The organism is Nonomuraea sp. NPDC049309, from assembly GCF_043196965.1.
GTDB lineage: Bacteria > Actinomycetota > Actinomycetes > Streptosporangiales > Streptosporangiaceae > Nonomuraea > Nonomuraea fastidiosa.
The window spans coordinates 902,595-926,053 of the sequence record NZ_JBICSH010000003.1 but is presented as its reverse complement, the minus strand read 5'-3'; the positions used below and the strand labels follow the sequence as shown (position 1 = coordinate 926,053).

Here is a 23,459-nt window from a genome sequence, read left to right as displayed (position 1 = left end):
CGCCAACTTCCGGCCCCTTGAACCCTCGCCCCAGACCCTCGAACCCACGAACCCCCCAGACCCCCGAACCCCCGCATCCTCGAATCCGCGCCCCCAGACCCTCGAACCAACGAACCCCCAGCCCCTCGAACCCCCAGACCAACGAACCAACGAACCCCCGGACCTTCGAACCCCGAACCCTTGACGTTTCGAACCTCGAACCACCAACCCCCGCCCCTCGGATGAGGTCCCGATCAAGCCCTTGGATGTGCCTGCCGATAAGCCGCCCGCAGCCGCTCGATCGACACATGCGTATAGATCTGCGTGGAGTTCAGTGACGCATGCCCCAGCAGCTCCTGAACGCTCCGCAGATCCGCTCCCCCTTCGAGCAGGTGCGTGGCCGCGCTGTGCCGCAACCCATGCGGCCCCATGTCCGGCGCTCCCTCCACCTGGGCCAGCCTCGCATGCACGACCCGCCGCACGGTCCCCGCGTCGATCCGGCCGCCCCGTACGCCGAGGAACAGCGCCGGCCCCGACCCGGCCCGTACCCACCGCGGCCGCCCGTGGATGCACCACCGGTCCAATGCCCGCAACGCCGGCGCCCCGAACGGCACCACCCGCTCCTTGCGCCCCTTGCCCAGCACCTTGATGACGTTCCGCTCCCGGTCGACGTCATCGACGTCGAGGGCGCACAGCTCGCTCACCCGCACCCCGGTCGCGTACAGCAGCTCGAGCATCGCCTGATCCCGCAGCTCCTTCGGATCACCGGCGGAGGCCACATTCAACACGGCCTCGGCCTGCCGCTGGTCAAGCACCGCGGGCAGTTCCCGTCCCGCCTTGGCACTCCCCAGCAGCAACCCCGGGTCGTTCTCCAGCCACCCTCGCCGATGGCAGTAGGCGGTGAACGTACGGGCGCAGGCGGTGCGCCGAGCCAACGTGGCCCGAGCCTTCCCCGCCGCATGCTGCTCGGCCAGCCACTCCCTCAGGGTGCCGATATCGAGCGCCTCCAGCCGCCCACCCAGGTGATCGAGCAGCGAGTTCACGTCCCCCAGATAAGCCCGAACGGTATGAGGCGAAAGATCCCGCTCCAGCCGCAGATACCGTCCGAACTCCGCTACAACCTCATCCCGCTCCACACCCATCTCTCTCCACATCTCCCAAATCTTCCCCAAGCCCCACCCTCCCCCAACCCCGACGTTGGTGGGGGCGCTGGTCTGTGCAGCAGGCGGGTCTGTACGGCCTTCGGCTCTGAGTGCCGCGGCCACCCCCTCTGTCCACTGGTCAGGCCCGGTCTGCACGGTCTTCTGGGAGGCCCGCCTTGGCGCAGGGCCGACTCAGCCGGAGCACCGACGCGGGCCTCGTCAAGCGAGGTGGTCGTCGTCTGGTGGGGGTGGGAGGTCGGCGGGGTCGGGCTCGGGGGACAGCGGGGGTCGGAGGGCGGCGGAGTCGGGGGCTTTGCGGTACGAGGTGGTCTGCTTGCGGAGGCGCCAGCCGCGAGGAGTGCGTTCGATGTACCCGGCGGCGGCCAGGCCGCCCAGGGCGCTCAGGGCCACGTCCAGCGTCACGCCTGCCGCCACCGCTATCGAGGCCGGGCCGGCGCCGCCGCGCGTAGGGACGGCGTCGAGCACCTTCTTGGTGGGTTCGTTGAGCCGGTCCCTGGGGACGACGGGCGCACGCACGTGCGGGGCGGCGTCGTCGCCCATCACGCCTACCAGGTCGATCATGTCCTCCGGCGAGGTGATGCAGACGGCCTTGCGTTCGCGCAGGAGCCTGTGGCACCCGGCGGACATGGACGAGGTGATCGGACCCGGGACCGCTCCCAGGTGCCGGTTGAGGGACAGGGCGTGGGCGGCGGTGTTGAGGGCGCCGCTGCGGATGGCGGCCTCGACCACCACCGTTCCTCTCGACAGAGCCGCGATGAGACGGTTCCTGATGAGGAAACGCGCGCGGGTCGGGTGGACGCCGGGCGGGCACTCGCTTATCACGACGCCCTGTTCCCTGATCGCGGCGAACAACGTCTCGTGGCTGCTGGGGTAACAGACGTCCACGCCGCAGGCCAGGACCGCGACCGTCGGCGACCCGGACGCCAGGGCGCCCCGGTGCGCGGCGCTGTCCACGCCGTACGCTCCGCCTGACACCACCGTCCACCCCGACTCGCCGAGGCCCACCCCGAACTCGGCCGCCGTGTGCGAACCGTACGGAGTGGCGGCCCGCGCTCCGACCACGGCCACGGACTTCAGGCAGGAGAAGCGAAGGTCCGCATCGCCGTGCGCCCACAGTGCCAGGGGACGGCTCGGGCCGAGCTGGTCGAGTTGGGTGGGCCACTCCGGGTCGCCGGGCAGAATCAGACGGGCACCGGACTTCATGCCGGCCTCGAGATCGGCCGCCGGGTTGGCGGCGGCGAGACGGGCGTACCAGGCGTGCAACCGAGCGGTCAGGTCCTGCGGGCGCTCCTGCTGGGCTTCCTCGGCCACGAACTCCGGCGGCAAAGCCCGGGAACGGATCGCCTCGACGGCTTGGCGGGCGCCGTACCGGGTGACGAGGCGGCCCATGATGACGTCGCCCACGTCGCAGGCGCGCATGAGCGCGGCCCTGGCCTCCGCCTCGCTCATCCCCTGACTTCCGCCCCCGCGAGTTTTGCGCCGGTGAGTCCTGTGCCCGCTCCCAGTCCCAGTTCCGCTCCCGCTCCCAGTCCCAGTTCCGCTCCCGTCCCCAGTCCCGGTTCCACTCCCGCTCCCAGTCCCGGTTCCGCTCCCGGTTCCGCTCCCGGTCTGGGGTCCGTTCCCGCTCCCGATCTCGGTTCCGCTCCCGGTCTGGGGTCCGTTCCCGCTGCCGATCTCGGTTCCGCTCCCAGTTCCGGTTCCGGTTCCGTCCCCGGTCCCGGTTCCGCTTCTGCTCCCGGGTTCGGGCACGCTTCCGGCTCTCGTTTCCGCTGCTGGTTCGGGCCTCACCGTCCCTACGCCGGTTGTTGCGTCGGTTTGCAGCCCCACTGCTGCGGTCTCCGGTCCACTACCGGTGCTGGTGGTGCCCGGGTTGATGTCCGGCGCTACTTCGGTACGCGGTTCCGCTTCCGTCTTCGGCCCGGCTTCCGTCCGTGTCGCCATGTCCGCTGGCACGACTTCCGACTGCGGGTCAGAATCGGCCCCCAGCCCGGCATCGGTCCCAAGCTCGGCACCGGTCTTCGGTCCAGCTTCCGCCATCGGCCCCATGTCCGCTGGCGGGACTTCCCTCGGTGGGCACGAGTCGGTCCACAACCCGGTGTCGGTCCCCAGCCTGGCTTCGGTCCGCAGCTCGATGTTTCCCGGGGCGACCTCGATCGCTGCCCCTCTGCCGGCCCCTCGCATGGCTGCGGTTCGGATGCCTGAGGCGATGCCGCTTCGCGGGTCTTCTCCAGTGAGCGTGTTGGTCCCGGCTGCGGTCGAAGCATCGGTCTCAGCCACGGGGTGGGGCTTCGCGCCGGCGTATGTGCCGGTCGCCGCTTCGGTGCGCGCCTCGGTGCTTGGTGCCGCTCGGTCACCCGGGTGAATGCTCGCACGAGTCTCGGCGCTCGTAAGTGGTGCGGAGCTCGACTTCTCGCTTGTACGGGCTCCGGTCCACGACTCGTCCGCACGCACTCCGGTCCACGGCTCGTCCGCACGCACTCCGGTCCACGGCTCGTCCGCACGCACTCCGGTCCACGGCTCGTCCGCACGCACTCCGGTCCACGGCTCGTCCGTACGGACTCCGGTCCACGAGGCGTTCGCACGGGTCCCGACCTCGGGCACGTTTGTCCGGGCTGGGGTGGCCGGCCCGTCGGTACGGGTCCGGGCGGTCGGTATCTCTGTGCTCCTCATGTGGTCGATGCGTGAGTGATCGCCTGGGTATCCGCAGGTCAGCTCGGTTGGCATGGGCGTCGGGGGTGCGTCGTGGTGATTGGCAAGGGGGGTCAGCTGGAAGGGCGGGACGTTGCTTCCTGGCGGGGTATGCGCAGGTGCGCCCATGCCGGGTGGGCTGATCGGCGGAGCGCCCATGCCGGGTGGAGTGCTCGGCGGAGCGCCCATGCCGGGTGGAGTGGTCGGCGAAACGCCCATGCCCGGCGGGAAGGGCGGCAGGTCCTTCGGATGGCGCGGCGGGAACGGGTCGTTCGGGTGGGGTGGCGGGAAGAGCGGGCCGAGGCGTTCGAGGCTTGGAATCTCGGTCACCTGCGGGTACGGCGCGGGCGGCGTGGGCAGCAGGGACCGCGCGGTGCGTGAGGTGCCGCGCAGAGGCCGGCGGGGGGCGGGTGGGGTGGTGGTGATGGGCATGAGTGCTCCTTGGGGCAACGAAATCCGTCGGGTCAGGAGTGGGTGCCGAGCCAGAAGCCCAGGGCGGCGTTGGTCTCGTCTTGGCCGGGGGCGTCCTTGCCTGCCAGGTCGGCGAGGGTCCAGGCCACGCGGACCACGCGGTCGAGGCCGCGCGCGGTGAGGGTGCCGGCGTCGAGGCAGGCCGTCATGGGACGCATGGCGCCCGCAGAAGGGCGGAACTCCGCGTGCAGCACCGAGGACGGGATCTCGGCGTTCGAGCGCCACGGGGTGCCGGCGAGGCGGGCGGCGGCGCGTTCGCGGGCGGCGAGCACGCGCTCCGCCACGACCTTGCTGCTCTCCACGAACTGGCGATCGGCCAGCAGCTCCCGCCGTGACGATCGGGTGACCATGACCTTCATGTCGATCCGGTCGAGCAGCGGCCCGGAGAGCCTGCCGAGGTAGCGGCGCTTGACCGTCGGCGTACACCGGCAGGCGTCCTTCTGATCGTCCGCCTGGGCGCAGGGGCACGGGTTCGCGGCCAGCACGAGCATGAACCTGGCGGGGAACGTCACCGACCCCACCGACCGCGACACCGTCACCTGCCCGGACTCCAGCGGCTGCCGCAGGGCGTCGAGCACGCTGCGCTGGAACTCGGGCGCCTCGTCGAGGAACAGCACGCCCCGGTGCGCCAGCGAGACAGCCCCAGGGCGTACGGTCGTGCTGCCACCGCCGATGATCGCCGCCGCCGTGGCCGTGTGATGCGGGCCGACGAAGGGCGGGCGCGACATCATCGGCGAGTTGGACGGCAGGGTGCCGGCCACGGAGTGGATGGCCGTGACCTCGAGGGCGTGGTCGAGCTCCAGGTCGGGCAGGAGCGTGGGAAGGCGCTCGGCGAGCATGGTCTTGCCGGTGCCGGGCGGGCCGAGCATCCACAGGTTGTGGCCGCCCGCCGCGCACACCTCGAGGGCTCTGCGGGCGACCGGCTGGCCCACGACGTCGGCGAGGTCCACATCGAGGGCGGCCGTGGTCTGCAGCGGCGCGACGTCTTCGGTACCGGGCTCCTCGTGCTCCTGCGCCACGGGGCTCGGCGCGTCGCCGCCCTTGCGCAGCCACTCCACGAGCTGGCGCAGGTCGCTGACGGGGACCACCTTCACGTCGCGCACCAGTACGGCCTCCGCGGCGTTCGCCGCCGGGACCACGACCGTGACGTCGCCGTGGCCGGCCGCTCCCAGGACGGAGGGGAGCACGCCGCGCACGCCCCTGATGCGGCCGTCGAGCCCGAGCTCACCGAGGAAGAACGGCTCCGCGATGCGCTCGGCGGGGACCACGCCCGCCGCCCCGAGAATCGCCACGGCGATGGCGAGATCGAACTGCGAGCCGCGCTTGGGCAGGCTGGCCGGGAAGAGGCTGACGATGATGCGGGCGTCGGGCCATGGGTAGTGGCTGTTGACCATGGCCGACCTGACCCGGTCTCTGGCCTCGCTCAGCGCCGTGTCGGGCAGGCCGATGAGGTGGATGCCCGCCAGGCCGTTGCCCACGTCGGCCTCCACTTCGACCGTGCGGCCCGTGACCCCCACCAGCGCCACGCTTCGCGTACGGGCCACGGCCATCTAGATCACCCCCCGTACGTGGCTCAGCGAGAAATCGCCCGCAAAGCGCTCGACGGCGATCACGTCCACCCGTACCGACTCGTACGAGCGTGACTGGCCGGCCAGCCACAGGGCGGCCAGCAACCGCAGCCTGGCCAGCTTGGCCCGGCTCACCGACTCCAGCGCCGAGCCGTGTGACCTGCTTGATCTGGTCTTGACCTCGGCCACGACCAGGGTGCGGCCGTCTTCGGCGATGATGTCGATCTCGCCGTGACGGCAGCGCCAGTTGCGTTCGAGGACGCGCATGCCCTCGGACCTGAGGTAGGCCGCCGCGAGGTGCTCGCCGCGTTTGCCCAGCTCTTGTTTGCTCTCCGTGGCCATTGCCGAACTCCGTCCTGTCGGTGGGTGCGGGGTGTGGCACGACCATCGCGGATGCGGGGCGGGCGAGAAGTGGCCGAACGGGATTCTGTGGATAAGGGACTCAGGGGTGGTGACGCCCTGTGGACGCAAACCGACAGGAGTCTTCGTGCGTGGTGACGCCTGTGCCCGAACGCTCGCCTGTGACGGTGGCGGTCACTGAGGTGGAGCGGTGACGCGTCAGCGCGACGGCGAGAGGGCGGTGCCGGGGGTGGTCCGGGAGTTGGGGCGGTGCGGGAGGTGGGGCGGTGCCGGGCTAGGGCGGTGCGGGGGTTAGGGCGGTGCGGGGGTTAGGGCGGTGCGGGGGTTAGGGCGGTGCGGGGGTTAGGGCGGTGATGGTCACTGCGACGGTGCGAGCGCGGTGCCGGTTGCGGCGCCCGTGTCGGGCGGTGACGGTCGCGGGGTCGGGGACAGGCGGTGACGTCGTGCGGTCGGGGCGAACGGTGACGGTCGCGGGATCGGGGACAGGCGGTGACACCGTGCGGTTGAGGCGGGCGGTGACGGTCGCGAGGTCGGTGGTAGCGGTGTCCGAGGTGGGCGAGGGTGGCAGCACCGTCAGCAGTGAGCAGTGACGCTGGCGCGCGACGAGGCGGCAGGCGCTGTCGATGGCGGGCAGTGACGGTGGCAGGCGGGACGGGGCGGGCGTCGCTGCGCGGCGTTCTGGGCGCGTTCAGGAGAAACGTCTGCCCTCGTCCCGCCGATACGCCCGCACCGCCGCAACCCCCATCCCCACCGTCCACACCCCGAACATGACGAGCGGCACGACTCCAGGCGGGGTTCCGGCCACAGCCCACCAGATCAGCTCGGCCGCGCCCCTGGTCGGCACGTACGGCGACACGACCTGCACGAACCCGGGCAGGACCTGCGGCGGCAGCAGCAACCCGCCCAGCACCGCCATCGGGAAGAACAGCAGCTGCGCCACCGCCATCGCGGCCTTGAACGCCAGCACGTACCCGACGACCAGCCCCATCAGCATGAACGGTACGACGGCCGCCACCAGCGCCATCACCCCCAGCAGCAGCCTGCCCGGCGTGATCGCCGCCGCCGTGAACAGCGCCGCCATCACCAGGACGGGGATCACCGAGAGCAGCATGACGGCCAGCGTGGCCAGGACGCGCCCGGCGAAGCGCGGCAGCGGCCCCGCAGGGAGGGTACGCAGGTACGGGCTCCACGGCTGCTCGCGGTCCTGCGCGACGGCGGTGCCGAGCCCGATCAGCGCGGACGACATGGCCCCGAACAGCATCAGCGAGCTCGTCGCCGTGGTCGCCGCCGCGGGGTCCTGGCCCGCGTACGGCACCACGAAGGCCATCATCGCCACGGCGGGAAAGAACGCGGCGGCGAGCAGCCCTATCGGGGTCCTCATCTGCTCGATGAGCAGGAAACGGGCGTGGGCGAGCACGAGTCTAGGCATCGGCGGTTCCCTGGGAGGCGGACTCCGTGGCGAGCCAGGTTTCCGAGGAGGCGATCCGCCCGGAGGTGGTCTGTTGGCAGGCGGTAGACGGGGAGGCAGGGGGGTCGGGGGCGGTGAGCGCGAGGAAGGCCTCTTCGAGCGTGGCCGGCCTGATCTCCAGCCTGGAGAACGCCACCCCGCTCCGCACCAGCTCCACCACCAATCGGTCCGGATCGCTGACGACCAGATGGACACGGCCGTCCACGCGTTCGGCGGCGAGGACGCCGGGCAGCTCGGGCAGCCGATCGCAGGCGAACGAGACCCGCCGGGTGCCGGCCATGCCCCGCACGGCCTGCGTGGTGTCGTCGGCCAGCACGCGGCCGTGCCCGACGACCACGACCCGCTCGGCCAGCGCCTCGACCTCCTCCAGGTAGTGGCTGGTGACCAGGACGGTGCCGCCTTCCTGGTGGAACGCCCTGATGCCGTCCCAGAGCCGCCGCCGGCCTTCGACGTCCAGCCCGGTCGTGGGCTCGTCCAGGAACACCAGTCGCGGCTTCCCCACGAACGCCAGCGCCACCCCCAGCCGCCGCCGCTGCCCGCCGGACAGCCCGCCGATCTGCCGCCTGGCGAGACCGTCCAGACCGAAGCGGGCCAGCGGCTCGGCCGTGTCCGCGTGATCGGGGAAGTGAGCGCCGACGAACGCGACAATCTCCCCCACCCGCAGCGATTCCGGCAGCCCGGTCTCCTGCGGCGTCACGCCGATGCCGCGCCGCAGCACGGGGTCGCGCGGCGAGCCGCCGAACAGCTCGACCGTGCCGGACGTCGGTCTCCGCAGACCGGTGAAGAGGTTGATGAGGGTGGATTTGCCGGCGCCGTTGGGGCCGATCAGCCCGACCAGCTCGCCGGCCCGGATGTCGAGCGAGACGCGGTCGAGCGCGCGCACCTCGCCGTAGCGGCGGGTGACGTCGATCGCGCGGGCGAGGACCGTCATGGGGTTCTCCTGTCCGTACGTGAGCGGGAGGCGGTCGGGCTCACCGCCGTACGAGCCCGGCCAGGAGGACGGCGCCCACGACGAGATGCATCACGATCAGCACCGCCGTCGCCGCGCCGCCCACGGCGCTGCCGAGGGGCCCGAGCAGGGACAGGATGAGGACGGCCACCGCGACGAACGTCCAGACGCGGCCGGGCCTGGACGCGGACCGCTCCAGCACGGCCAGCAGCCCCCAGCCCGCGAGACCGGCCGCCAGGCCGGCCACGATCACGGACATGGGCCCGACGACCTGCGTGCCGCCGCCCATCCGCACGGTCAGCGCGACCCCGGCGACGGGCACCGCCAGGGCCCAGACGACCAGGGCCGACGCGGCGGCGACGAGCACGGAGAGCAGCCTCCTGATGGAGCCGCGCGCCCCCTGGCCGTACGGATGCGGTCCTCCCCTGGAAGCGGGCGAGCCCTCGCCGGACACATGCGACCCTCCCCTGGAAGCGGGCGAGCCTTGTCCGGATGTATGCGGCGTCCCCCCGGAGGTTCGGGCTGATGTGCGTGAGCCTGGCTTGGAAGCGTTCATGCCGCCAACCCTGACCGAACACCCATACCCACCACATCGGGCGCGAGGCCGCGACGCCCCCTCCCCCGGTGGGGCGCGTCTCCTACTTTGGGAGGTGATGACCCCTCCGGGCCACGGGTTAGCCTGGCCCGATGTCCCCGTTCCGCCCCTCGTATCCCCTCGCCATCGCCATCACCCTGTCGGCGATGGGCACGCTCACCGGCCTCACGTTGTGGGCCGTGGCCGACGAAGCGACGTGGGCGCTGGACGTGGCGGTCGCGGTGGCGAGCCTGGCGGCGGCCCTGGCCCAGCTGTGGTGGCCGGTACACGGCGCGCTGGCCGCGACGGTCCTGGCCACGCTGTCCCCGGTGGCGACGCCGGCGGCGTCGCTGGGCACGCTGCAGGTGGCGCAGCGCGAACGGTTCCCGGTGGCCGCGGGGGTGGCGGCCGCGGGCATGGCGGCCCACCTGGTGCAGGGCCTGTGGCGGCCCCACTCGGGCATCTCGCTGCCGTGGTGGCTGCTGCTGATCTGCGCCGCGTACGGCGCCCTCCTCGGCTGGGGCGCGCTGGCCCGCTCGCGCCGCGCCCTGCTCGCCTCCCTGCACGAGCGCGCCCGCCGCGCCGAGGCCGAGCAGGGCCGCCGGGTGGCGGAGGCCCGCGCGGCCGAGCGCCGTCTGCTGGCCAGGGAGATGCACGACGTGCTGGCCCACCGCCTGTCCCTGGTGGCCACGCACGCGGGCGCGCTGGAGTACCGCCCCGACGCCTCACCCGAGCAGCTCGCGCGGGCGGCGGGGGTGGTCCGTGCGGGGGTGCAGCAGGCGCTGGAGGAGCTGCGGCAGGTGATCGGCCTGCTGCGGGAGCAGGACGACGAGCGGGACGAGCTCGAGCCGCCTCCCGGGCTGGCCGGCCTGCCCGGCCTGGTCGCGGAGGCGCGGGAGGCGGGCCAGCCGGTACGGCTGCGCGACGAGGTCGCCGGCACCCCGCCGCCCCTGGTGGACAAGACCGCCTACCGGGTCGTCCAGGAGGGCCTCACCAACGCCCGCAAGCACGCCCCCGGCCTGCCGGTCGAGGTGCGCCTGCGCGGCGCTCCGGGCGAGGAGCTGCTGATCGACATCAGCAACCCGCTGCCGCCCGCCGGTGCCGCCACCGCGGCGGAGACGGGCAGCGGCCTCGGCCTGGTCGGGCTCACCGAGCGGGTGCGCCTGGACGGCGGGCGGCTCGACCACGGTACGGCGGGCGGCGCGTTCCATCTGAACGCCCGCCTGCCCTGGCCGGACGCGTGAGCCCGTACCATGACCCGGATGATCCGCGTGCTCCTGGTCGACGACGACCCCCTGGTCCGGGCCGGTCTGTCCATGATGCTCGACGGCGCCGCCGGCATCTCGGTGGTGGCCGAGGCGGCGGACGGGCAGGAGGCGATCACGGCGGCCGACGCGCACGCGCCGGACGTGGTGCTGATGGACCTGCGCATGCCGCGCGCGGACGGCATCACCGCCACCCGCCGTCTCAGGGCGCGGGCGCGGCCGCCGGAGGTGATCGTGCTGACCACGTTCGACACCGACGAGAACGTCCTGCTGGCCCTCCGGGCGGGCGCGGCCGGGTTCCTGCTCAAGGACACCGCGCCGCCGCAGATCGTGGAGGCGATCACGAGGGTGGCGGCGGGCGATCCCATCCTGTCGCCGCGTGTCACCAGGCGCCTGATGGAGCGGACGATCGCCCAGGCGGGCGCCTACGAGCGGGCCAGAGCCGCGCTGGCCGTGCTGACGCCGCGCGAGCACGAGGTGGCGCTGGCCATCGCGCGGGGGCGTACGAACGCCGACATCGCCGAAGACCTCTCGATGGGCGTCACGACCGTGAAGGCCCACGTCTCCAGCATCCTGACCAAGCTCGGCCTGGACAACCGCACCCAGATCGCGCTCCTGGCCCACGACGCGGGCCTCGCGTAGAACACGGCGCGGGCCCCGCATGAGAAGTCTCACGTAGGAACAGGACGCGGGCCTCTACGTAAGAGCAGACCGGGGGTGAATGCGCTCCTCCCAGCGAGCAAGCGCTATCCCGCGAAGCCCTCCTTGGGCATCTCGAGGTCCGCCTTGGCGAGCTCTTCGACGTTGACGTCCTTGAACGTCACCACGCGCACGTTCTTGACGAACCGCGCCGGCCGGTACATGTCCCACACCCAGGCGTCCTGCATCTTCACATCGAAGAAGACGTCGCCGTTCTCCGCGGTACGGACATCGAGATCGACCGAGTTGGTCAGATAGAACCGCCGCTCAGTCTCCACCACGTAAGTGAACAAACCGACGACATCCCGGTATTCGCGGTAAAGCTGCAGCTCCATCTCGGTTTCGTACTTTTCGAGATCCTCTGCGCTCATCGCGGTCCTCCTGTCGTACCGGTCCCCCGGTGTGCCTGCTCAGGCAACCCCGGCCCCCAATTCATTCTCACCCATCCCCCTCGCCACCGTGACGAAGGAGTAACGGTGATCGGGACACGGGCCGTGCGTTTCCAGTGCCAGCCGATGTCCCGGCGTGACATATCCCTTGTGCTCGGCGAAGCCGTAGTGCGGGTAGCGCTCGTCGAGCGCGACCATGATGCGGTCTCGGGTCACCTTGGCCACGATCGACGCGGCCGCCACGCACGCGGCCACCTGGTCCCCCTTCCACACGGCCAGTGACGGTGCCGGCAGCCCCGGAACCGGGAAACCGTCCGTCAGGATGTACTCCGGGTCACATGGCAACTGTGCGACGGCTCGCCGCATTCCTGCGACATTGCATTTGTGGAGACCTTTTGCGTCGATCTCCCCGGGCGGGATGACCACGATGCCGACATGGGAGACGCGCATGATCTGCTCGTAGAGGCGTTCGCGCACCGCCGGGCTCAGCAGCTTGGAGTCACCGAGCCCGGTGACCTGCTTGCGCAGGATGACGGCCGCCACCACCAGCGGGCCCGCGCACGCGCCGCGGCCGGCCTCGTCGACGCCCGCGATGGGGGCGAGGCCGCGGCGGGCGAGCGCCCGCTCATAGGCGTAGAGTCCGGAATCGCGCCGGACGACGCTCGGTCGAGGGCGGAACGCTACTGTCATGACACAGGCAGCGTACGCCCCATTCGCCGCAAACCGCGACCTGAAGCGGAAGGCTACTTGACCTTGTCGAAGGTCTCGGGACGGGAGAACAGGTAGCCCCGTGACAGCGGCCAGTAGCGCACCACGGCCTTGCCGATGACGTCCTCCTCGGAGATGAAGCCGCCCCCCGGCTCCTCCATGTGGGCCCGCGAGTCGGCCGAGGCGCTGCGGTGGTCGCCCATCAGCCACAGCTTCCCCTCGGGCACCGTGACGTCGAACTCGTCGCCGGACGGGTAGTCGTCGGGATAGAGGTACGAGTCCTCCTCGAGCGGAGTGCCGTTGACCGTGATGCGCAGGTGCTTGTCACAGCACTTCACGCGGTCGCCGCCGACGCCGATGACCCGCTTGATCGTGTCCTCGCCGTTCCAGCCCTTGAACACCACGATGTCGCCGCGCTCCGGCTTGCCCGCGAGCTTGTTGACGAACACCCGGTCGTTGACCAGCAAGGTGTTCTCCATGGACTCCGACGGGATGTAGAACGATCCGACCACGAACGCCTGGAGCAGCAGCGCGATGCCGACTCCCATGACGAGCAGCAGAACGGTCTCCCGGAAGCCGCCCTTCTTCTTCTCTTTCGTCACACCCTCCGCCTTCTTGGAGAAGGCCATCAGCGCCTCCTCAGACGCCGACGAACCAGCACCAAGGGTACGGCCAGCCCGAACCCGGCCACCAGCGGGACCGAGCCGCCGAGCGCTTGCAGCGCGGGCTGGGCGAAGGTCTCGGGTATGTCGATGGAGCCGAACCGGTCGAACGGCCACACGATCACGAAGGCCCGCCCGATGACCTGGCTGACGGGGATCGAGCCGCCGCCCGGATCACCGGTGTGGGAGCGCGAGTCGAGCGAGACCGACCGGTGGTCGCCCATCACCCACAGCCGCCCCTCGGGGACGGTGATGTCGAAGAAGGTGTCGGAGGGCACGTTGCCCGGATAGAGGTAGCTCTCCTCGTTGATCGGCGTGCCGTTGACCGTGATGCGGCCCTGGGAGTCGCAGCACTTCACATGGTCGCCGCCGACGCCGATGACGCGCTTGATGTAGTCCTTCTCGCCGGGCACCACACCGAAGGCGGTGCCCACCCACCGGAAGAAGGCCGCGACCGCGTTGGACGGCTCCTCCATCTGGAACTCGCCGTCCCAGGAGTCGACGCCGGAGAAGACCACCACGTCACCACGCTCGATGTCCCTGACGTGGTAGACGAGCTTGTTGACCAGGACCCTGTCGTTCTTGAGCAGGGTGTTCTCCATCGACTCCGACGGAATGTAGAAGGCCTGGACCACAAACGTCTTGATGATGAGGGCCAGGACGAGAGCGACCACGATGAGAACGGGAAGTTCTTTCCAGAACGACCCCTTCTTCTCCTTTTTCTCGCCCTCGGCCGGCTTGTGAGTCTCTTCGGCGACCACGTCCACCTCGTCCTCGACAGGGCGGCGCGCAGCGCCGTGCTCCTGGCTTTCGCTAGTCATCGCTGACGAGCCTAGATGATGACTAGGCCCGACAACCCTCGACCGACGTTACACCCACGCACGAGTCGCTCCACATAAAGGAAACGCCGCTGTAAAGCCGAAAGGCCCGCGCTTGTCGCGCGGGCCTTCAGAAACGAGGCTTTACTTGGCGGCCGTCGTCTCGCGCTTCTCGCGGATGCGGGCGGCCTTACCGCGGAGGTCGCGCATGTAGTAGAGCTTGGCGCGGCGGACGTCACCACGGGTCACGAGGACGATCTTCTCGATGACCGGGCTGTGCACCGGGAAGGTGCGCTCGACGCCGACACCGTAGCTGACCTTGCGGACCGTGAAGGTCTCACGGGCGCCGCTGCCCTGCCTGCGCAGGACGAAGCCCTTGAAGACCTGGATCCGGGAACGGTTGCCTTCGACGACTCGGACGTGAACCTCGAGCGTGTCACCGGGGCGGAAGTCCGGCACGTCATCGCGCAGGGTCGCCTTCTCGAGCTCCTGGATCTTCGTGTGCATGAGAGTCTATTCCTCAAAGTTCGCGGGCACGCGGAGGTCCACCCGTCCGAACTCGGCATGAGCACGGCGGCGAAGTGGACGCGCTTGCAGTCTCCTGGGTCCGGGGTCGCTCTTCCCGGGCACGCAACACCGACCGCTGTTGGTCGGCAGCGATTCAGTTTGCCATATCTTCCGGCTGGAGGCGAAACGACAGCTCTTCGAGCAGTTTGCGATCATGCTTGTCGAGCGTCGCGGGGTCGAGCGCCGCCGCCAGGTCCGGCCTGTTCTTCACGGTACGCCGGATCGCCTCGTCACGCCGCCATCTGGCGACTTTTCCGTGGTGCCCGGACAGCAGCACCGGGGGCACCTCGTGCCCCCGCCACACCGGCGGCTTGGTGTAGACCGGGCCCTCGACCAGGTTGCGCATCGCCCCCGGCGCGAACGAGTCGTCCACAGCCGACTGGGCGTTGCCCAGCACGCCGGGCAGCAGCCTGCCGATGGCCTCCACCATGACCAGCACCGCCACCTCGCCGCCGGCCAGCACGTAGTCGCCGATGCTGACCTCGTCGACGCGCAGCCGCGTGGAGTACTCCTCCATGACGCGCGCGTCGATGCCCTCATAGCGCCCGCAGGCGAACAGCAGCCACGGCTCCCCCGCCAGCTCCTGCGCCAGCTCCTGGGTGAACGGCCGCCCGCTCGGCGTCGGCACGATCATCCGCGGCGAGCCGTCGCCGATCACGTCGTCGATGGCCTCGCCCCACACCTCAGGCTTCATCACCATGCCGGGGCCGCCGCCGTACGGCGTGTCGTCCACGGTCTTGTGGACGTCGTGGGTCCAGTCGCGCAGCTGGTGGACCCGGATGTCGAGGATGCCGCGCTCGCGCGCCTTGCCGATGAGCGAGACGTCGAGCGGCGCGAAGTACTCGGGGAAGATCGAGATGATGTCGAGGCGCATCACAGCAGGCCCTCCGGGGGATCGACGACCAGCCGCCCCGCCTCCAGATCGACCTCGGGCACCAGCGCCTTGACGAACGGGATGAGGGCCTCGTCGCGGCCCTTCCTCTTGACGACGAGGAGGTCCTGGCCGTGGTGGAGCACGTCGTCCACCTCGCCCACGTGCTCGCCCGCGACGGTCACCACGGTCAGGCCGATGAGCTGGTGGTCGTGGAACTCGTCGGGATCGTCGGACGGCTCCACGTCGGCGGAGTCGATGACCAGCATGGTGCCGCGCAGCTCTTCGGCGGCGTTGCGGTCGGGGACCTCCTCGAACGCCACCAGCAGCACGCCCTTGTGCCAGCGGCGGCCGGCGACGACGAGCGGCCCCCGGTCGGGGGGGTCGGTGGCGATGGCGGTGCCGGGGGCGAAGCGCAGCTCGGGATCGTCGGTGCGCACCTCCACGGTCACCTCACCGCGCACCCCGTGCGGGCGGCCTATCCGGCCGACGACCAGCTGCACGTGAACCTGCCTTCTCTTATCAACGCAAGCGCCCCCATCGGTACGTAGCCGATGAGGGCGCAAAAACCTGACGCTAACGGACTGCTTCGTGCAGATCGAGCAGATCGACCCGTACGTACTTCCCGTCGGCCAGGGCGTTCACGACCGTGCGCAGCGCCTTGGCGGTGCGCCCGCCGCGTCCGATGACCTTGCCCAGGTCCTCGGGATGCACCCGGACCTCCAGGACGCGCCCGCTGCGAATGCGGCGTGCGCGGACCCGGACATCGTCGGGATGTTCGACGATGCCCTTCACGAGGTGCTCGAGAGCCTCCTCGAGCACGTCAGGCCTCGCCCTCGGTCTTGGTCTCGGCGGGGGCCTCGGCCTGCTCGTCCTTCTTCTTGGACTTCTTCGGCGTGGTGGCGGCCGTGCCGGTGTCGCCACCGGACAGCGCCTCCTTGGCCGCGGCCTCGTAGATGGCGTGACGGTCAGGCGCGGGCTCCGCGACCTTCAGCGGCGGCGGAGCGGGCTCGCCCTTGAACTTCTGCCAGTCGCCGGTGAGCTTGAGCAGCTTGAGCACCGGCTCGGTCGGCTGCGCGCCGACACCCAGCCAGTAGGCCGCACGCTCGGCGTTGACCTCGATGCGCGAAGGGTTCTCCTTCGGGTGGTACAGACCGATCTCCTCGATCGCCCGGCCGTCACGCTTGGTGCGGCTGTCGGCGACGACGATACGGTACTGAGCGTTGCGGATCATGCCGAGCCGCTTGAGCTTGATCTTGACTGCCACGGGTGTGGTCTCTCCTGCATTCGCACGTGGGTGAACGGCGCCTCGCCGAGTGGGGCACGACGCGACGACGCTCCAGGGACAAACGCGTCCGGCGGGAGATGAGAGGGCACCCGCCTGGCCACGGTGTTCCAACATGTCATTCTGCCAGATCCACGGCACCGCTCACGACCTGTCACCACAGCTCGGCGCAAAGGTCCGGCAATCCACCGCCCACCGTACGGCGAGGCCGCAGCCCTCCGGCGAGCCCCCGGAACACCGCCCGGCGACGCTCCGACCGGGCGCGGCGGCCCGTCGCCCTCCGCCACGCGAGCACCCCGGGCGTACACCGGCCACCTGCGGGTCACGCACACCAGGCGATAGAGAAGCCCGAGCGACCGCGCACGAACGCCCCGCGGGGGCGCCGACCCGCGCCGAAGGGCGCGCGCAGTACCCGACGAGCCGGAGAGCGAGCCGATGGCGCGAGCCTCGCGACGGTCTCCTGGCGAAGCGCGGATGCCGGCGAAGGCCGCGCCGCCTCCGGCCCCGCCCCCGCCCCCGCACCGCGAAACGCCGCGAGACACGAGCCGCAACACGCGGGCGCCGCCCCGAAGCCCGGGGCGGCGCGAGCCCGAAGCAGGGCTACTTCTGGCCGGGAAGGCGGAGCTTGGAGGGGTCGAAGCCGGGCGGCAGCTCGACCCCGGGCGGCAGCTTCCCGCCGAGGTTGCCGAGCACGCCGCCGCTCTTCTTGGCGCCGTCGCCGGACGACGAGCCGCCCTTGCCGAGCGCCGCCTTGCGCGGGTCGCCGCTGACGCGCCGCCCTTTCTTGTTCTTCTTCTGCGACTTGGCCGCCTTGCTCCGGCCGCCCGGCATGCCGGGGATGCCCATGCCGCCCGCCATCCGCTTCATCATCTTCTGTGCCTCGAAGAAGCGGGTGACGAGGTTGCTGACGGCGCTGACGCTGACGCCCGAGCCGGCGGCGATGCGGGCGCGGCGCGACCCATTGATGATCTTCGGGTCCTGGCGCTCGGCCGGGGTCATGGAGCGGATGATCGCCGCGATGCGGTCGAGGTCGCGATCGTCGATGGCGTTGATCTGATCGCGCATCTGCCCCATGCCGGGCATCATCCCGAGCAGGTTCTTGATGGGCCCCATCTTCTGGACCATCTGCATCTGCTCGAGGAAGTCGTCGAGGGTGAAGTTCTCGCCCGAGGTGAGCTTGCCCGCCATCTTGGCGGCCTGCTCCTCGTCGAACGTCTTCTGCGCCTGCTCGATCAGGGTGAGGATGTCACCCATGTCGAGGATGCGCGAGGCCATCCTGTCGGGGTGGAAGGCGTCGAAGTCCTCGAGCTTCTCACCCGTCGAGGCGAACATGATCGGCTTGCCGGTGATGTGGCGCACCGACAGGGCCGCGCCGCCGCGCGCGTCGCCGTCGAGCTTGGTGAGCACCACGCCGTCGAAGCCGACGCCCTCCATGAACGCCTGCGCCGTGACCACGGCGTCCTGGCCGATCATGGCGTCGACCACGAACAGGACCTCGTCGGGCGAGACCGCGTCGCGGATGTCGGCGGCCTGCTTCATCATCTCCTGGTCGATGCCCAGGCGACCGGCGGTGTCGATGATGACGATGTCGTGGTTGAGCCGCCTGGCCTCGTCCACCGACCTGCGGGCCACCTCGATGGGGTCGCCCACGCCGTTGCCGGGCTCGGGCGCGTAGACGGCGACCTGCGCGCGCTCGCCCATGACCTGGAGCTGCTGGACGGCGTTGGGCCGCTGGAGGTCGGCGGCGACGAGCATGGGCGCGTGGCCCTGCTCGCGCAGCCACCTGGCCAGCTTGCCCGCCAGCGTCGTCTTACCCGCGCCCTGCAGACCCGCCAGCATGATGACGGTCGGCGGCGTCTTGGCGAAGCGCAGCCTGCGGGTCTCGCCACCGAGGATCTCGATCAGCTCGTCATTGACGATCTTGACGACCTGCTGCGCCGGGTTGAGCGCCTGGGAGACCTCGGTACCGCGGGCACGCTCCTTGACCTGGGCGACGAACGCCTTGACCACCGGCAGCGCGACATCGGCCTCGAGCAGGGCGATGCGGATCTCGCGGGTGGTGGCGTCGATGTCGGCATCGGACAGCCGCCCTTTGGATCGGAGGGAGGAGAAGACCGATGTCAGCCGGTCGGATAGCGTCTCGAACACGTGGTTGGCCAGTCCTCGAAGCGAATGTACGTCTAAGACTCCAGCCTAGCCGCTCCGCTAGCCGCTCCAGCCTGGCACGGCCATCCTGACCGTCAAAGCGTGTTCGACGAGCTGGATGAGCGTGTTCTTGACCGACTCCTTGGACCGGGCGTCGAGCCGCACCATCGGGATGTGCGGCGCCAGGGTGAGCGCGTCGCGGACCTCGGCGTCGCTGTGCGGATATTGGCCGTCCCAGCCGTTGATGCCGACCACGAACGGCAGCTGCGCCTCCTCGAAGTAGTCGATGGCGGGGAAGCTGTCGGCCAGGCGCCGCGTGTCCACGAGGACGACGGCCCCGATGGCGCCGCGCACGAGGTCGTCCCACATGAACCAGAACCGGTGCTGTCCGGGCGTGCCGAACAGGTAGAGGATCAGGTCCCGGTCCAGGGAGACCCGGCCGAAGTCCATGGCGACGGTCGTGGTCGACTTCAGCGGCGTGAGCGAGACGTCGTCGACGTGCGCCGAGGCGTCCGTCATGACCGCCTCCGTGGTGAGCGGCATGATCTCCGACACCGCGCCGACGAACGTCGTCTTGCCCACCCCGAAGCCACCGGCCACGACGATCTTCGTCGAGGTCAGACCGGGGCTAGAGCCTGCGAAGTCCACTGAGCACCCTTTCCAGCAGGTTGACGTCCGGTCGACCCGCCTCGAGCTGCGGCTGGTGCACTCGTACGAGGCCCTCCGCCGCCATGTCCGCGATCAGAACACGCGCGACGCCGAGCGGGATCCGCAGCAGCGCCGACACCTCGGCCACCGATCTGACCTGCAGGCAGAGCTGGCTGATCGCCTTGTACTCCGGCGTGATGTGAGAGAACTCCCGGTGCTCGGCGGTCGCCGATGACACCAGTGCCTCCATCGCCAGCTTGAGCTTGGGCGCGGTCCGCCCGCCCGTGACGGCGTAGGGGCGCACCGGCGATGGCGGTTCGGATCTTGGGGGCGGCGGCGGGGGCTCCCAGCCGCCGCTGTTCCACGAATTGCTCACCTACATCACCTTGACTGACTGGCGCGCAGCTCGGCACGCACAGCCGGAGTCAGCACCTGACCGGCGCGATCGACCATCAACGTCATCTGATACGCCACCAGACCCATGTCACAGTCCGGCGCCGCCAGCACCGCAAGACACGAACCATCACTGATCGACATGATCAGCATCAGCCCGCGCTGCATCTCCACGATCGTCTGATTGACCGCACCCCCCTCGAACACCCGCGCCGCACCCTGCGTCAAAGACACCAACCCCGACGCGATCGCCGCCAGCTGATCCGCACGATCCGGCGGAAAACCCGCCGACGCCGCCAACGGCAGACCATCGGACGAGACCACCACCGCATGCGCGACGCCCGGCACCGTGTTGACGAAGTCGGTGATCAACCAGTCCACCCCGCGCGCCGCGTGGCTCAGGTCGTTCATACCTTCTCCCTCGCCGGTCGCACGAGTGACGGTAGTCGGCTGTGTCGCACTGGCCGCTCGTTGCTCTCGCTCATGCGCCCTCATTCCTACTGCTGTGATCCCTGGGCCCGGACCCGTACGTCCTGCCCTCGCTGATGTCGTCGCGTGCGGCTCTGAAGCCCTGCTGGAAGCTGGACAGCCGGCTGCGCACCCGTTCCGGCGAGATCGCCGGCATGGGGGCGACGCCCTTCGGCGCGGTGGCGGTCTCGGCGGAGCCGGGCACCAGGTTCGCCTTGGGCACCCGCTTGGGCAGGCCGGCCGCGGTCGCGCCGTCGCGCACCGGCTCGCGTACCACCTCGGCCGCGTTCCAGCCCTCGTCCGCCTTCGGCGAGCTCCACTTGGCGTCTTTGGCCGCCGCGGAGTGGTCGAACCACGCCGACTCGACCGAGGCGAAGATCGGCAGGTACTCGCCGTTGCCGCTGGACTCGCCCGACGGGCCGGACTGACCGGACTGACCGGACTGCCCGGGCTGGCCGGACTGACCGGGCTGGCCGGCGGAGACGACGGGCAGGGGGCCGGTGGCCGCGGACTCGCTGTCGGCGAAGTCGCCCGGCTCGCGCGTCCAGGGCCGGGTGTCGTCGGACAGGGCTCCGGCACCGCGCTGCGGCAGCGCGCCCTCGCGCTGGGGCAGCCCGTTCTCCCGCCGCGGGAGCCGGCTCTCGCCCGCGGGGGCGCCGCGCGAGGCCACCCAGACGTCGTTGGAGGAGTCCTGGGACATCCACCCGCTCGGCTCGGCGGGCAGTGCGGGGCTCGACGGCCACGACCCGGCCGAGGGGAACGCCTCCGCGGAGGGATAGGAGGGATAGGACGGGTGCCCGGGCCCGAGCTGATAGGGCGTGGCGGGCCACGACCCGCCCTGCGATCCCGGCTGGGGCACGGACGAACGCTGCTCTTCCCTGGAGGCGGCCGGCGCGGCCCCCGCGTACGACGGGGTCGTCGGGCCGAGCAGCGACTCGGGGATGAGCACCATGGCGGTCAGTCCGCCGGAGCCGTGCGGGCGGAGCTGGACGCGGATGCCGTGGCGGTGCGCCAGCCTGGCGACCACGAACAGGCCCATGCGGCGGGAGACGGAGACGTCCACGGTGGGCGCCTCGCTCAGCCGCTCGTTGGCGGCGGCCAGCTCCTCGGCGGTCATGCCGATGCCGGAGTCGCTGATGGAGAGCATGATGCCGCCGCCGTCGATCCGGCTGCCGGAGACCGGGACACGGGTCTCGCGGGGCGAGAACGACAGCGCGTTCTCGATCAGCTCGGCGAGCAGGTGGATGACGTCGTTGACGGCCTGGCCGGCGATGGAGACGCCTTCCGGCACCTCCAGCACGACGCGCTCGTAGTTCTCGACCTCCGACAGCGAGGCGCGGGCGACGTCGACGAGCTGGACCGGCTGGCTCCAGCGGCGCGGCGGCTCCTGGCCGGCGAGGACCAGAAGGTTCTCGCTGTTGCGCCGCATGCGGGTGGCCAGGTGGTCCAGCTTGAACAGGTTGCCGAGCCGCTGCTCGTCCTGCTCGCCCTGCTCCAGGCTGTCGATCAGGGTGATCTGCCGTTCCACCAGCGTCTGGCTGCGCCGCGACAGGTTCACGAACATCGCGTTGACGTTGCTGCGGAGCCTGGCCTCCTCGCCCGCCAGCCGGACCGCCTCGCGGTGCACCTCGTCGAAGGCCCGCGCCACCTCGCCGATCTCGTCCTTCGAGTTGATCTCGATGGGCGGGACCTTGATCTTGTCGGGGTCGACGTCGTTCTCGCGGAGCTGGCGGACCAGGTCGGGCAGCGTGTGCCCGGCGATCCTGAGCGCGTCGCTGCGCAGCCGCCTGAGCGGGCGGACCAGCGAGCCCGCCATGAGGGCGGTGATCGCGAGGACCAGGACGAGCAGCACGACCACGACGCCGATGTTGACCGCGGCCAGCTGCCGGTCGGCGCTCGCCACGTCGGCGCTGCGGGTGGCGACCTCCTCCGACAGCGACTTCTGCACCTGGTGCAGCCGGTCGACGGTCTCGGAGATGGAGTCGAACCAGAGGTCGACGTCCTTGGAGGAGGAGCTGTCGAGCATGCGCAGCGGGGTGCCGCTGTTGTGCAGCAGCACGGCGCGGCTGATGTAGAACTCGGCGCGGCCGATCTTCTGGCTGGCCACGGTGTTGTCGAAGTTCTGCCGCTGTGTGGGCGTGGCGACCGCGAGGAAGGAGGCGCGCTCGCTCTCGCGGCGCGAGCCCGCGTCGAGGAAGCCCTTGAACTCGGGCTCTTCGAACCTGCCGCGCACCAGGGCGATCATCAGCAGCGCCCGCTGCTTGGACGCCTCCTCCTCCGCGCGGGCGACGCTGCGCAGCGCGGCGGCGGTGGAGGTGAGCTGCTCGTCGGTGGAGCCCTGGCCGAGCTCGTCGTAGACCTGGAGCAGGTCGGCGATGATCTCGGAGTACTTCTCGACCGTCGGCAGCGGCGGCATCTGGTCCTTGGTGTACGTCGCGCGCAGCGAGCCGAGCTGGGAGAGCCGGACCTCGATGCGGTCGAGCGTCCTGCGGCCGATGTCGGAGAGCGACTCGCGGGTCTCGCGGATCACCGCTCTGGTCCTGGTGACGCTGGCGTCGACGATCTCCTGCTGGCTCTTGAGCCGCTGTCCTTCGATCGTCCGCTTGTTGGCGGCGACGTAGCGGCCGGCCAGGCCGCGTTCGAGCCCGAGGTCGCGGGCGAGCTCGCCGAGCTGGCCGACGAGCCGTCCCACCTCGCTGATGAGCTGGTACTGCTGGGCGCTGCTGATCGAGTCGGTGACCCGCAGCCCGCCGAAAATGACGCCCACGATCGTGGGAATGGCGATGAGGGCGATGAGGCGGGTGCGCACGCGCCAGTTGCGCAGCGCGAACGGGCTGCCCGAAACGGGCTGCTGTACCTGCGGTACTTCTCCGCCCGCGGACTGTTCCGGAATGTCCGGGGCCCTGCCACGACCGGACTCGGCCGTTGTTGTCCTCACTGGTGGCAACCTCTCGCCATGGCCTGCTTGTGGGGGGTTTCAGCGGCTTCGTCACTAGGACGAGTGATCGCAGGCAAGTTCGAGGCCCAATTTGAGCACAAACCCCATACTTAGGCCAACGTCTCGGCTGTTTTCAAACGTTCCAAATGACACCCTGTTCACGTGGCAAGCTCTTGACCACAGAGCGCAACCAAAGTCTCGATCCGGACATATAGCCCATAAACCTACTTTATGCATATATATACATCTATATCCGTGGACAGTCATCTTTAGCCGATAAAGTGCATAAACGAGGCATAGCGGCTGCCCTTTCGATCTCCCCTCCGGTACGCTTCACGCCCGGCATGCAGTGCCGATCTCCAGAAGTTTCCCCCTGGTAGGAG

Annotated in this window: 23 protein-coding genes; 2 read left to right on the top strand and 21 right to left on the bottom strand. The window is 70.4% G+C overall.

Annotated features, from left to right (window positions below; all coding sequences use genetic code 11):
* Positions 1-233: 233 nt before the first annotated feature.
* The 7 genes from ACGFIM_RS24860 to ACGFIM_RS24830 all read right to left on the bottom strand — a co-directional run bounded on the left by ACGFIM_RS24860 (position 234) and on the right by ACGFIM_RS24830 (position 9,100).
* Positions 234-1,133 (bottom strand): tyrosine recombinase XerC, encoded by a 900-nt coding sequence (locus tag ACGFIM_RS24860; protein ID WP_393204030.1) that lies wholly within the window; start codon positions 1,131-1,133, stop codon positions 234-236.
* A 207-nt stretch (positions 1,134-1,340) separates the two neighbouring features.
* A complete protein-coding gene (gene dprA, locus ACGFIM_RS24855) occupies positions 1,341-2,591 on the bottom strand; it encodes a DNA-processing protein DprA (RefSeq protein WP_393204029.1) in 1,251 nt (416 codons plus the stop codon).
* Between the two features lie 1,703 nt (positions 2,592-4,294).
* A complete protein-coding gene (locus ACGFIM_RS24850) occupies positions 4,295-5,851 on the bottom strand; it encodes a YifB family Mg chelatase-like AAA ATPase (protein ID WP_393204027.1) in 1,557 nt (518 codons plus the stop codon).
* On the bottom strand, positions 5,852-6,211 hold the full coding sequence (locus ACGFIM_RS24845; RefSeq protein WP_393204025.1) for a YraN family protein: 360 nt from the start codon (positions 6,209-6,211) through the stop codon (positions 5,852-5,854).
* 706 nt (positions 6,212-6,917) lie between these two features.
* Complete coding sequence (locus ACGFIM_RS24840; RefSeq protein WP_393204023.1) at positions 6,918-7,658, bottom strand: ABC transporter permease; 741 nt, start codon at positions 7,656-7,658, stop codon at positions 6,918-6,920.
* Positions 7,651-8,628 (bottom strand): ABC transporter ATP-binding protein, encoded by a 978-nt coding sequence (locus ACGFIM_RS24835; RefSeq protein ID WP_393204021.1) that lies wholly within the window; start codon positions 8,626-8,628, stop codon positions 7,651-7,653. Before ACGFIM_RS24835 ends, ACGFIM_RS24840 begins: the two co-directional genes overlap by 8 nt.
* A 40-nt stretch (positions 8,629-8,668) precedes the next feature.
* Positions 8,669-9,100: a DUF6069 family protein gene (locus ACGFIM_RS24830; RefSeq protein WP_393204019.1), complete on the bottom strand. Its 432-nt coding sequence runs from the start codon at positions 9,098-9,100 to the stop codon at positions 8,669-8,671.
* Positions 9,101-9,333: 233 nt separating this feature from the next.
* Here ACGFIM_RS24830 and ACGFIM_RS24825 point away from each other — a divergent pair, with 233 nt between their 5' ends.
* On the top strand, positions 9,334-10,464 hold the full coding sequence (locus tag ACGFIM_RS24825; protein ID WP_393204018.1) for a sensor histidine kinase: 1,131 nt from the start codon (positions 9,334-9,336) through the stop codon (positions 10,462-10,464).
* Between the two features lie 9 nt (positions 10,465-10,473).
* A complete protein-coding gene (locus ACGFIM_RS24820) occupies positions 10,474-11,127 on the top strand; it encodes a response regulator (protein WP_393204016.1) in 654 nt (217 codons plus the stop codon).
* A 104-nt stretch (positions 11,128-11,231) separates the two neighbouring features.
* Here the strand turns inward: ACGFIM_RS24820 and ACGFIM_RS24815 are convergent, their stop codons facing one another.
* The 14 genes from ACGFIM_RS24815 to ACGFIM_RS24750 form a co-directional block, all read right to left on the bottom strand.
* Positions 11,232-11,555, bottom strand: a complete 324-nt coding sequence (locus ACGFIM_RS24815; protein WP_364070092.1) for a DUF2469 domain-containing protein — start codon at positions 11,553-11,555, stop codon at positions 11,232-11,234.
* A 39-nt stretch (positions 11,556-11,594) separates the two neighbouring features.
* Entirely contained in the window at positions 11,595-12,263 is a 669-nt protein-coding gene (locus tag ACGFIM_RS24810; protein WP_393204014.1) for a ribonuclease HII, read from the bottom strand.
* 53 nt (positions 12,264-12,316) lie between these two features.
* Positions 12,317-12,910 (bottom strand): signal peptidase I, encoded by a 594-nt coding sequence (lepB, locus tag ACGFIM_RS24805; RefSeq protein ID WP_393204012.1) that lies wholly within the window; start codon positions 12,908-12,910, stop codon positions 12,317-12,319.
* Complete coding sequence (gene lepB, locus ACGFIM_RS24800; RefSeq protein WP_393204010.1) at positions 12,910-13,764, bottom strand: signal peptidase I; 855 nt, start codon at positions 13,762-13,764, stop codon at positions 12,910-12,912. The genes lepB (ACGFIM_RS24805) and lepB (ACGFIM_RS24800) overlap by 1 nt, the downstream gene beginning before the upstream one ends.
* A gap of 141 nt (positions 13,765-13,905) precedes the next feature.
* The gene (gene rplS, locus ACGFIM_RS24795; protein WP_364070084.1) at positions 13,906-14,268 is read right to left on the bottom strand and encodes a 50S ribosomal protein L19; all 363 of its coding nucleotides are present in this window, start codon (positions 14,266-14,268) and stop codon (positions 13,906-13,908) included.
* A 154-nt stretch (positions 14,269-14,422) separates the two neighbouring features.
* A complete protein-coding gene (trmD, locus tag ACGFIM_RS24790) occupies positions 14,423-15,202 on the bottom strand; it encodes a tRNA (guanosine(37)-N1)-methyltransferase TrmD (protein ID WP_393204007.1) in 780 nt (259 codons plus the stop codon).
* Positions 15,202-15,702, bottom strand: coding sequence for a ribosome maturation factor RimM (rimM, locus tag ACGFIM_RS24785; RefSeq protein ID WP_393204005.1), 501 nt, complete (start codon positions 15,700-15,702; stop codon positions 15,202-15,204). Before rimM ends, trmD begins: the two co-directional genes overlap by 1 nt.
* 73 nt (positions 15,703-15,775) lie before the next feature.
* Complete coding sequence (locus tag ACGFIM_RS24780; RefSeq protein ID WP_043634919.1) at positions 15,776-16,021, bottom strand: RNA-binding protein; 246 nt, start codon at positions 16,019-16,021, stop codon at positions 15,776-15,778.
* Position 16,022: 1 nt separating this feature from the next.
* Positions 16,023-16,466 (bottom strand): 30S ribosomal protein S16, encoded by a 444-nt coding sequence (rpsP, locus tag ACGFIM_RS24775; protein WP_393204003.1) that lies wholly within the window; start codon positions 16,464-16,466, stop codon positions 16,023-16,025.
* Between the two features lie 618 nt (positions 16,467-17,084).
* Entirely contained in the window at positions 17,085-18,632 is a 1,548-nt protein-coding gene (gene ffh / locus ACGFIM_RS24770) for a signal recognition particle protein (protein WP_393204001.1), read from the bottom strand.
* Between the two features lie 57 nt (positions 18,633-18,689).
* Positions 18,690-19,250, bottom strand: coding sequence for an ATP/GTP-binding protein (locus ACGFIM_RS24765; protein ID WP_393204190.1), 561 nt, complete (start codon positions 19,248-19,250; stop codon positions 18,690-18,692).
* Between the two features lie 7 nt (positions 19,251-19,257).
* Positions 19,258-19,653: a DUF742 domain-containing protein gene (locus tag ACGFIM_RS24760; RefSeq protein ID WP_378786854.1), complete on the bottom strand. Its 396-nt coding sequence runs from the start codon at positions 19,651-19,653 to the stop codon at positions 19,258-19,260.
* A 5-nt stretch (positions 19,654-19,658) separates the two neighbouring features.
* Positions 19,659-20,081: a roadblock/LC7 domain-containing protein gene (locus ACGFIM_RS24755; protein WP_393203985.1), complete on the bottom strand. Its 423-nt coding sequence runs from the start codon at positions 20,079-20,081 to the stop codon at positions 19,659-19,661.
* Positions 20,082-20,151: 70 nt separating this feature from the next.
* On the bottom strand, positions 20,152-23,076 hold the full coding sequence (locus ACGFIM_RS24750; protein ID WP_393203998.1) for a nitrate- and nitrite sensing domain-containing protein: 2,925 nt from the start codon (positions 23,074-23,076) through the stop codon (positions 20,152-20,154).
* Positions 23,077-23,459 lie beyond the last annotated feature (383 nt).

What these genes read in the sequence shown, in the direction of transcription:
- lepB (WP_393204012.1), bottom strand. Translation starts at nt 12,910, where the DNA reads ATGGCCTTCTCCAAGAAGGCGGAGGGTGTGACGAAAGAGAAGAAGAAG.
- ACGFIM_RS24755 (WP_393203985.1), bottom strand. Translation starts at nt 20,081, where the DNA reads ATGAACGACCTGAGCCACGCGGCGCGCGGGGTGGACTGGTTGATCACC.
- ACGFIM_RS24815 (WP_364070092.1), bottom strand. Translation starts at nt 11,555, where the DNA reads ATGAGCGCAGAGGATCTCGAAAAGTACGAAACCGAGATGGAGCTGCAG.
- lepB (WP_393204010.1), bottom strand. Translation starts at nt 13,764, where the DNA reads ATGACTAGCGAAAGCCAGGAGCACGGCGCTGCGCGCCGCCCTGTCGAG.
- ACGFIM_RS24810 (WP_393204014.1), bottom strand. Translation starts at nt 12,263, where the DNA reads ATGACAGTAGCGTTCCGCCCTCGACCGAGCGTCGTCCGGCGCGATTCC.
- ACGFIM_RS24845 (WP_393204025.1), bottom strand. Translation starts at nt 6,211, where the DNA reads ATGGCCACGGAGAGCAAACAAGAGCTGGGCAAACGCGGCGAGCACCTC.
- dprA (WP_393204029.1), bottom strand. Translation starts at nt 2,591, where the DNA reads ATGAGCGAGGCGGAGGCCAGGGCCGCGCTCATGCGCGCCTGCGACGTG.
- trmD (WP_393204007.1), bottom strand. Translation starts at nt 15,202, where the DNA reads ATGCGCCTCGACATCATCTCGATCTTCCCCGAGTACTTCGCGCCGCTC.
- ACGFIM_RS24860 (WP_393204030.1), bottom strand. Translation starts at nt 1,133, where the DNA reads ATGTGGAGAGAGATGGGTGTGGAGCGGGATGAGGTTGTAGCGGAGTTC.
- rplS (WP_364070084.1), bottom strand. Translation starts at nt 14,268, where the DNA reads ATGCACACGAAGATCCAGGAGCTCGAGAAGGCGACCCTGCGCGATGAC.
- ACGFIM_RS24850 (WP_393204027.1), bottom strand. Translation starts at nt 5,851, where the DNA reads ATGGCCGTGGCCCGTACGCGAAGCGTGGCGCTGGTGGGGGTCACGGGC.
- ACGFIM_RS24820 (WP_393204016.1), top strand. Translation starts at nt 10,474, where the DNA reads ATGACCCGGATGATCCGCGTGCTCCTGGTCGACGACGACCCCCTGGTC.
- ACGFIM_RS24835 (WP_393204021.1), bottom strand. Translation starts at nt 8,628, where the DNA reads ATGACGGTCCTCGCCCGCGCGATCGACGTCACCCGCCGCTACGGCGAG.
- ACGFIM_RS24825 (WP_393204018.1), top strand. Translation starts at nt 9,334, where the DNA reads ATGTCCCCGTTCCGCCCCTCGTATCCCCTCGCCATCGCCATCACCCTG.
- ACGFIM_RS24840 (WP_393204023.1), bottom strand. Translation starts at nt 7,658, where the DNA reads ATGCCTAGACTCGTGCTCGCCCACGCCCGTTTCCTGCTCATCGAGCAG.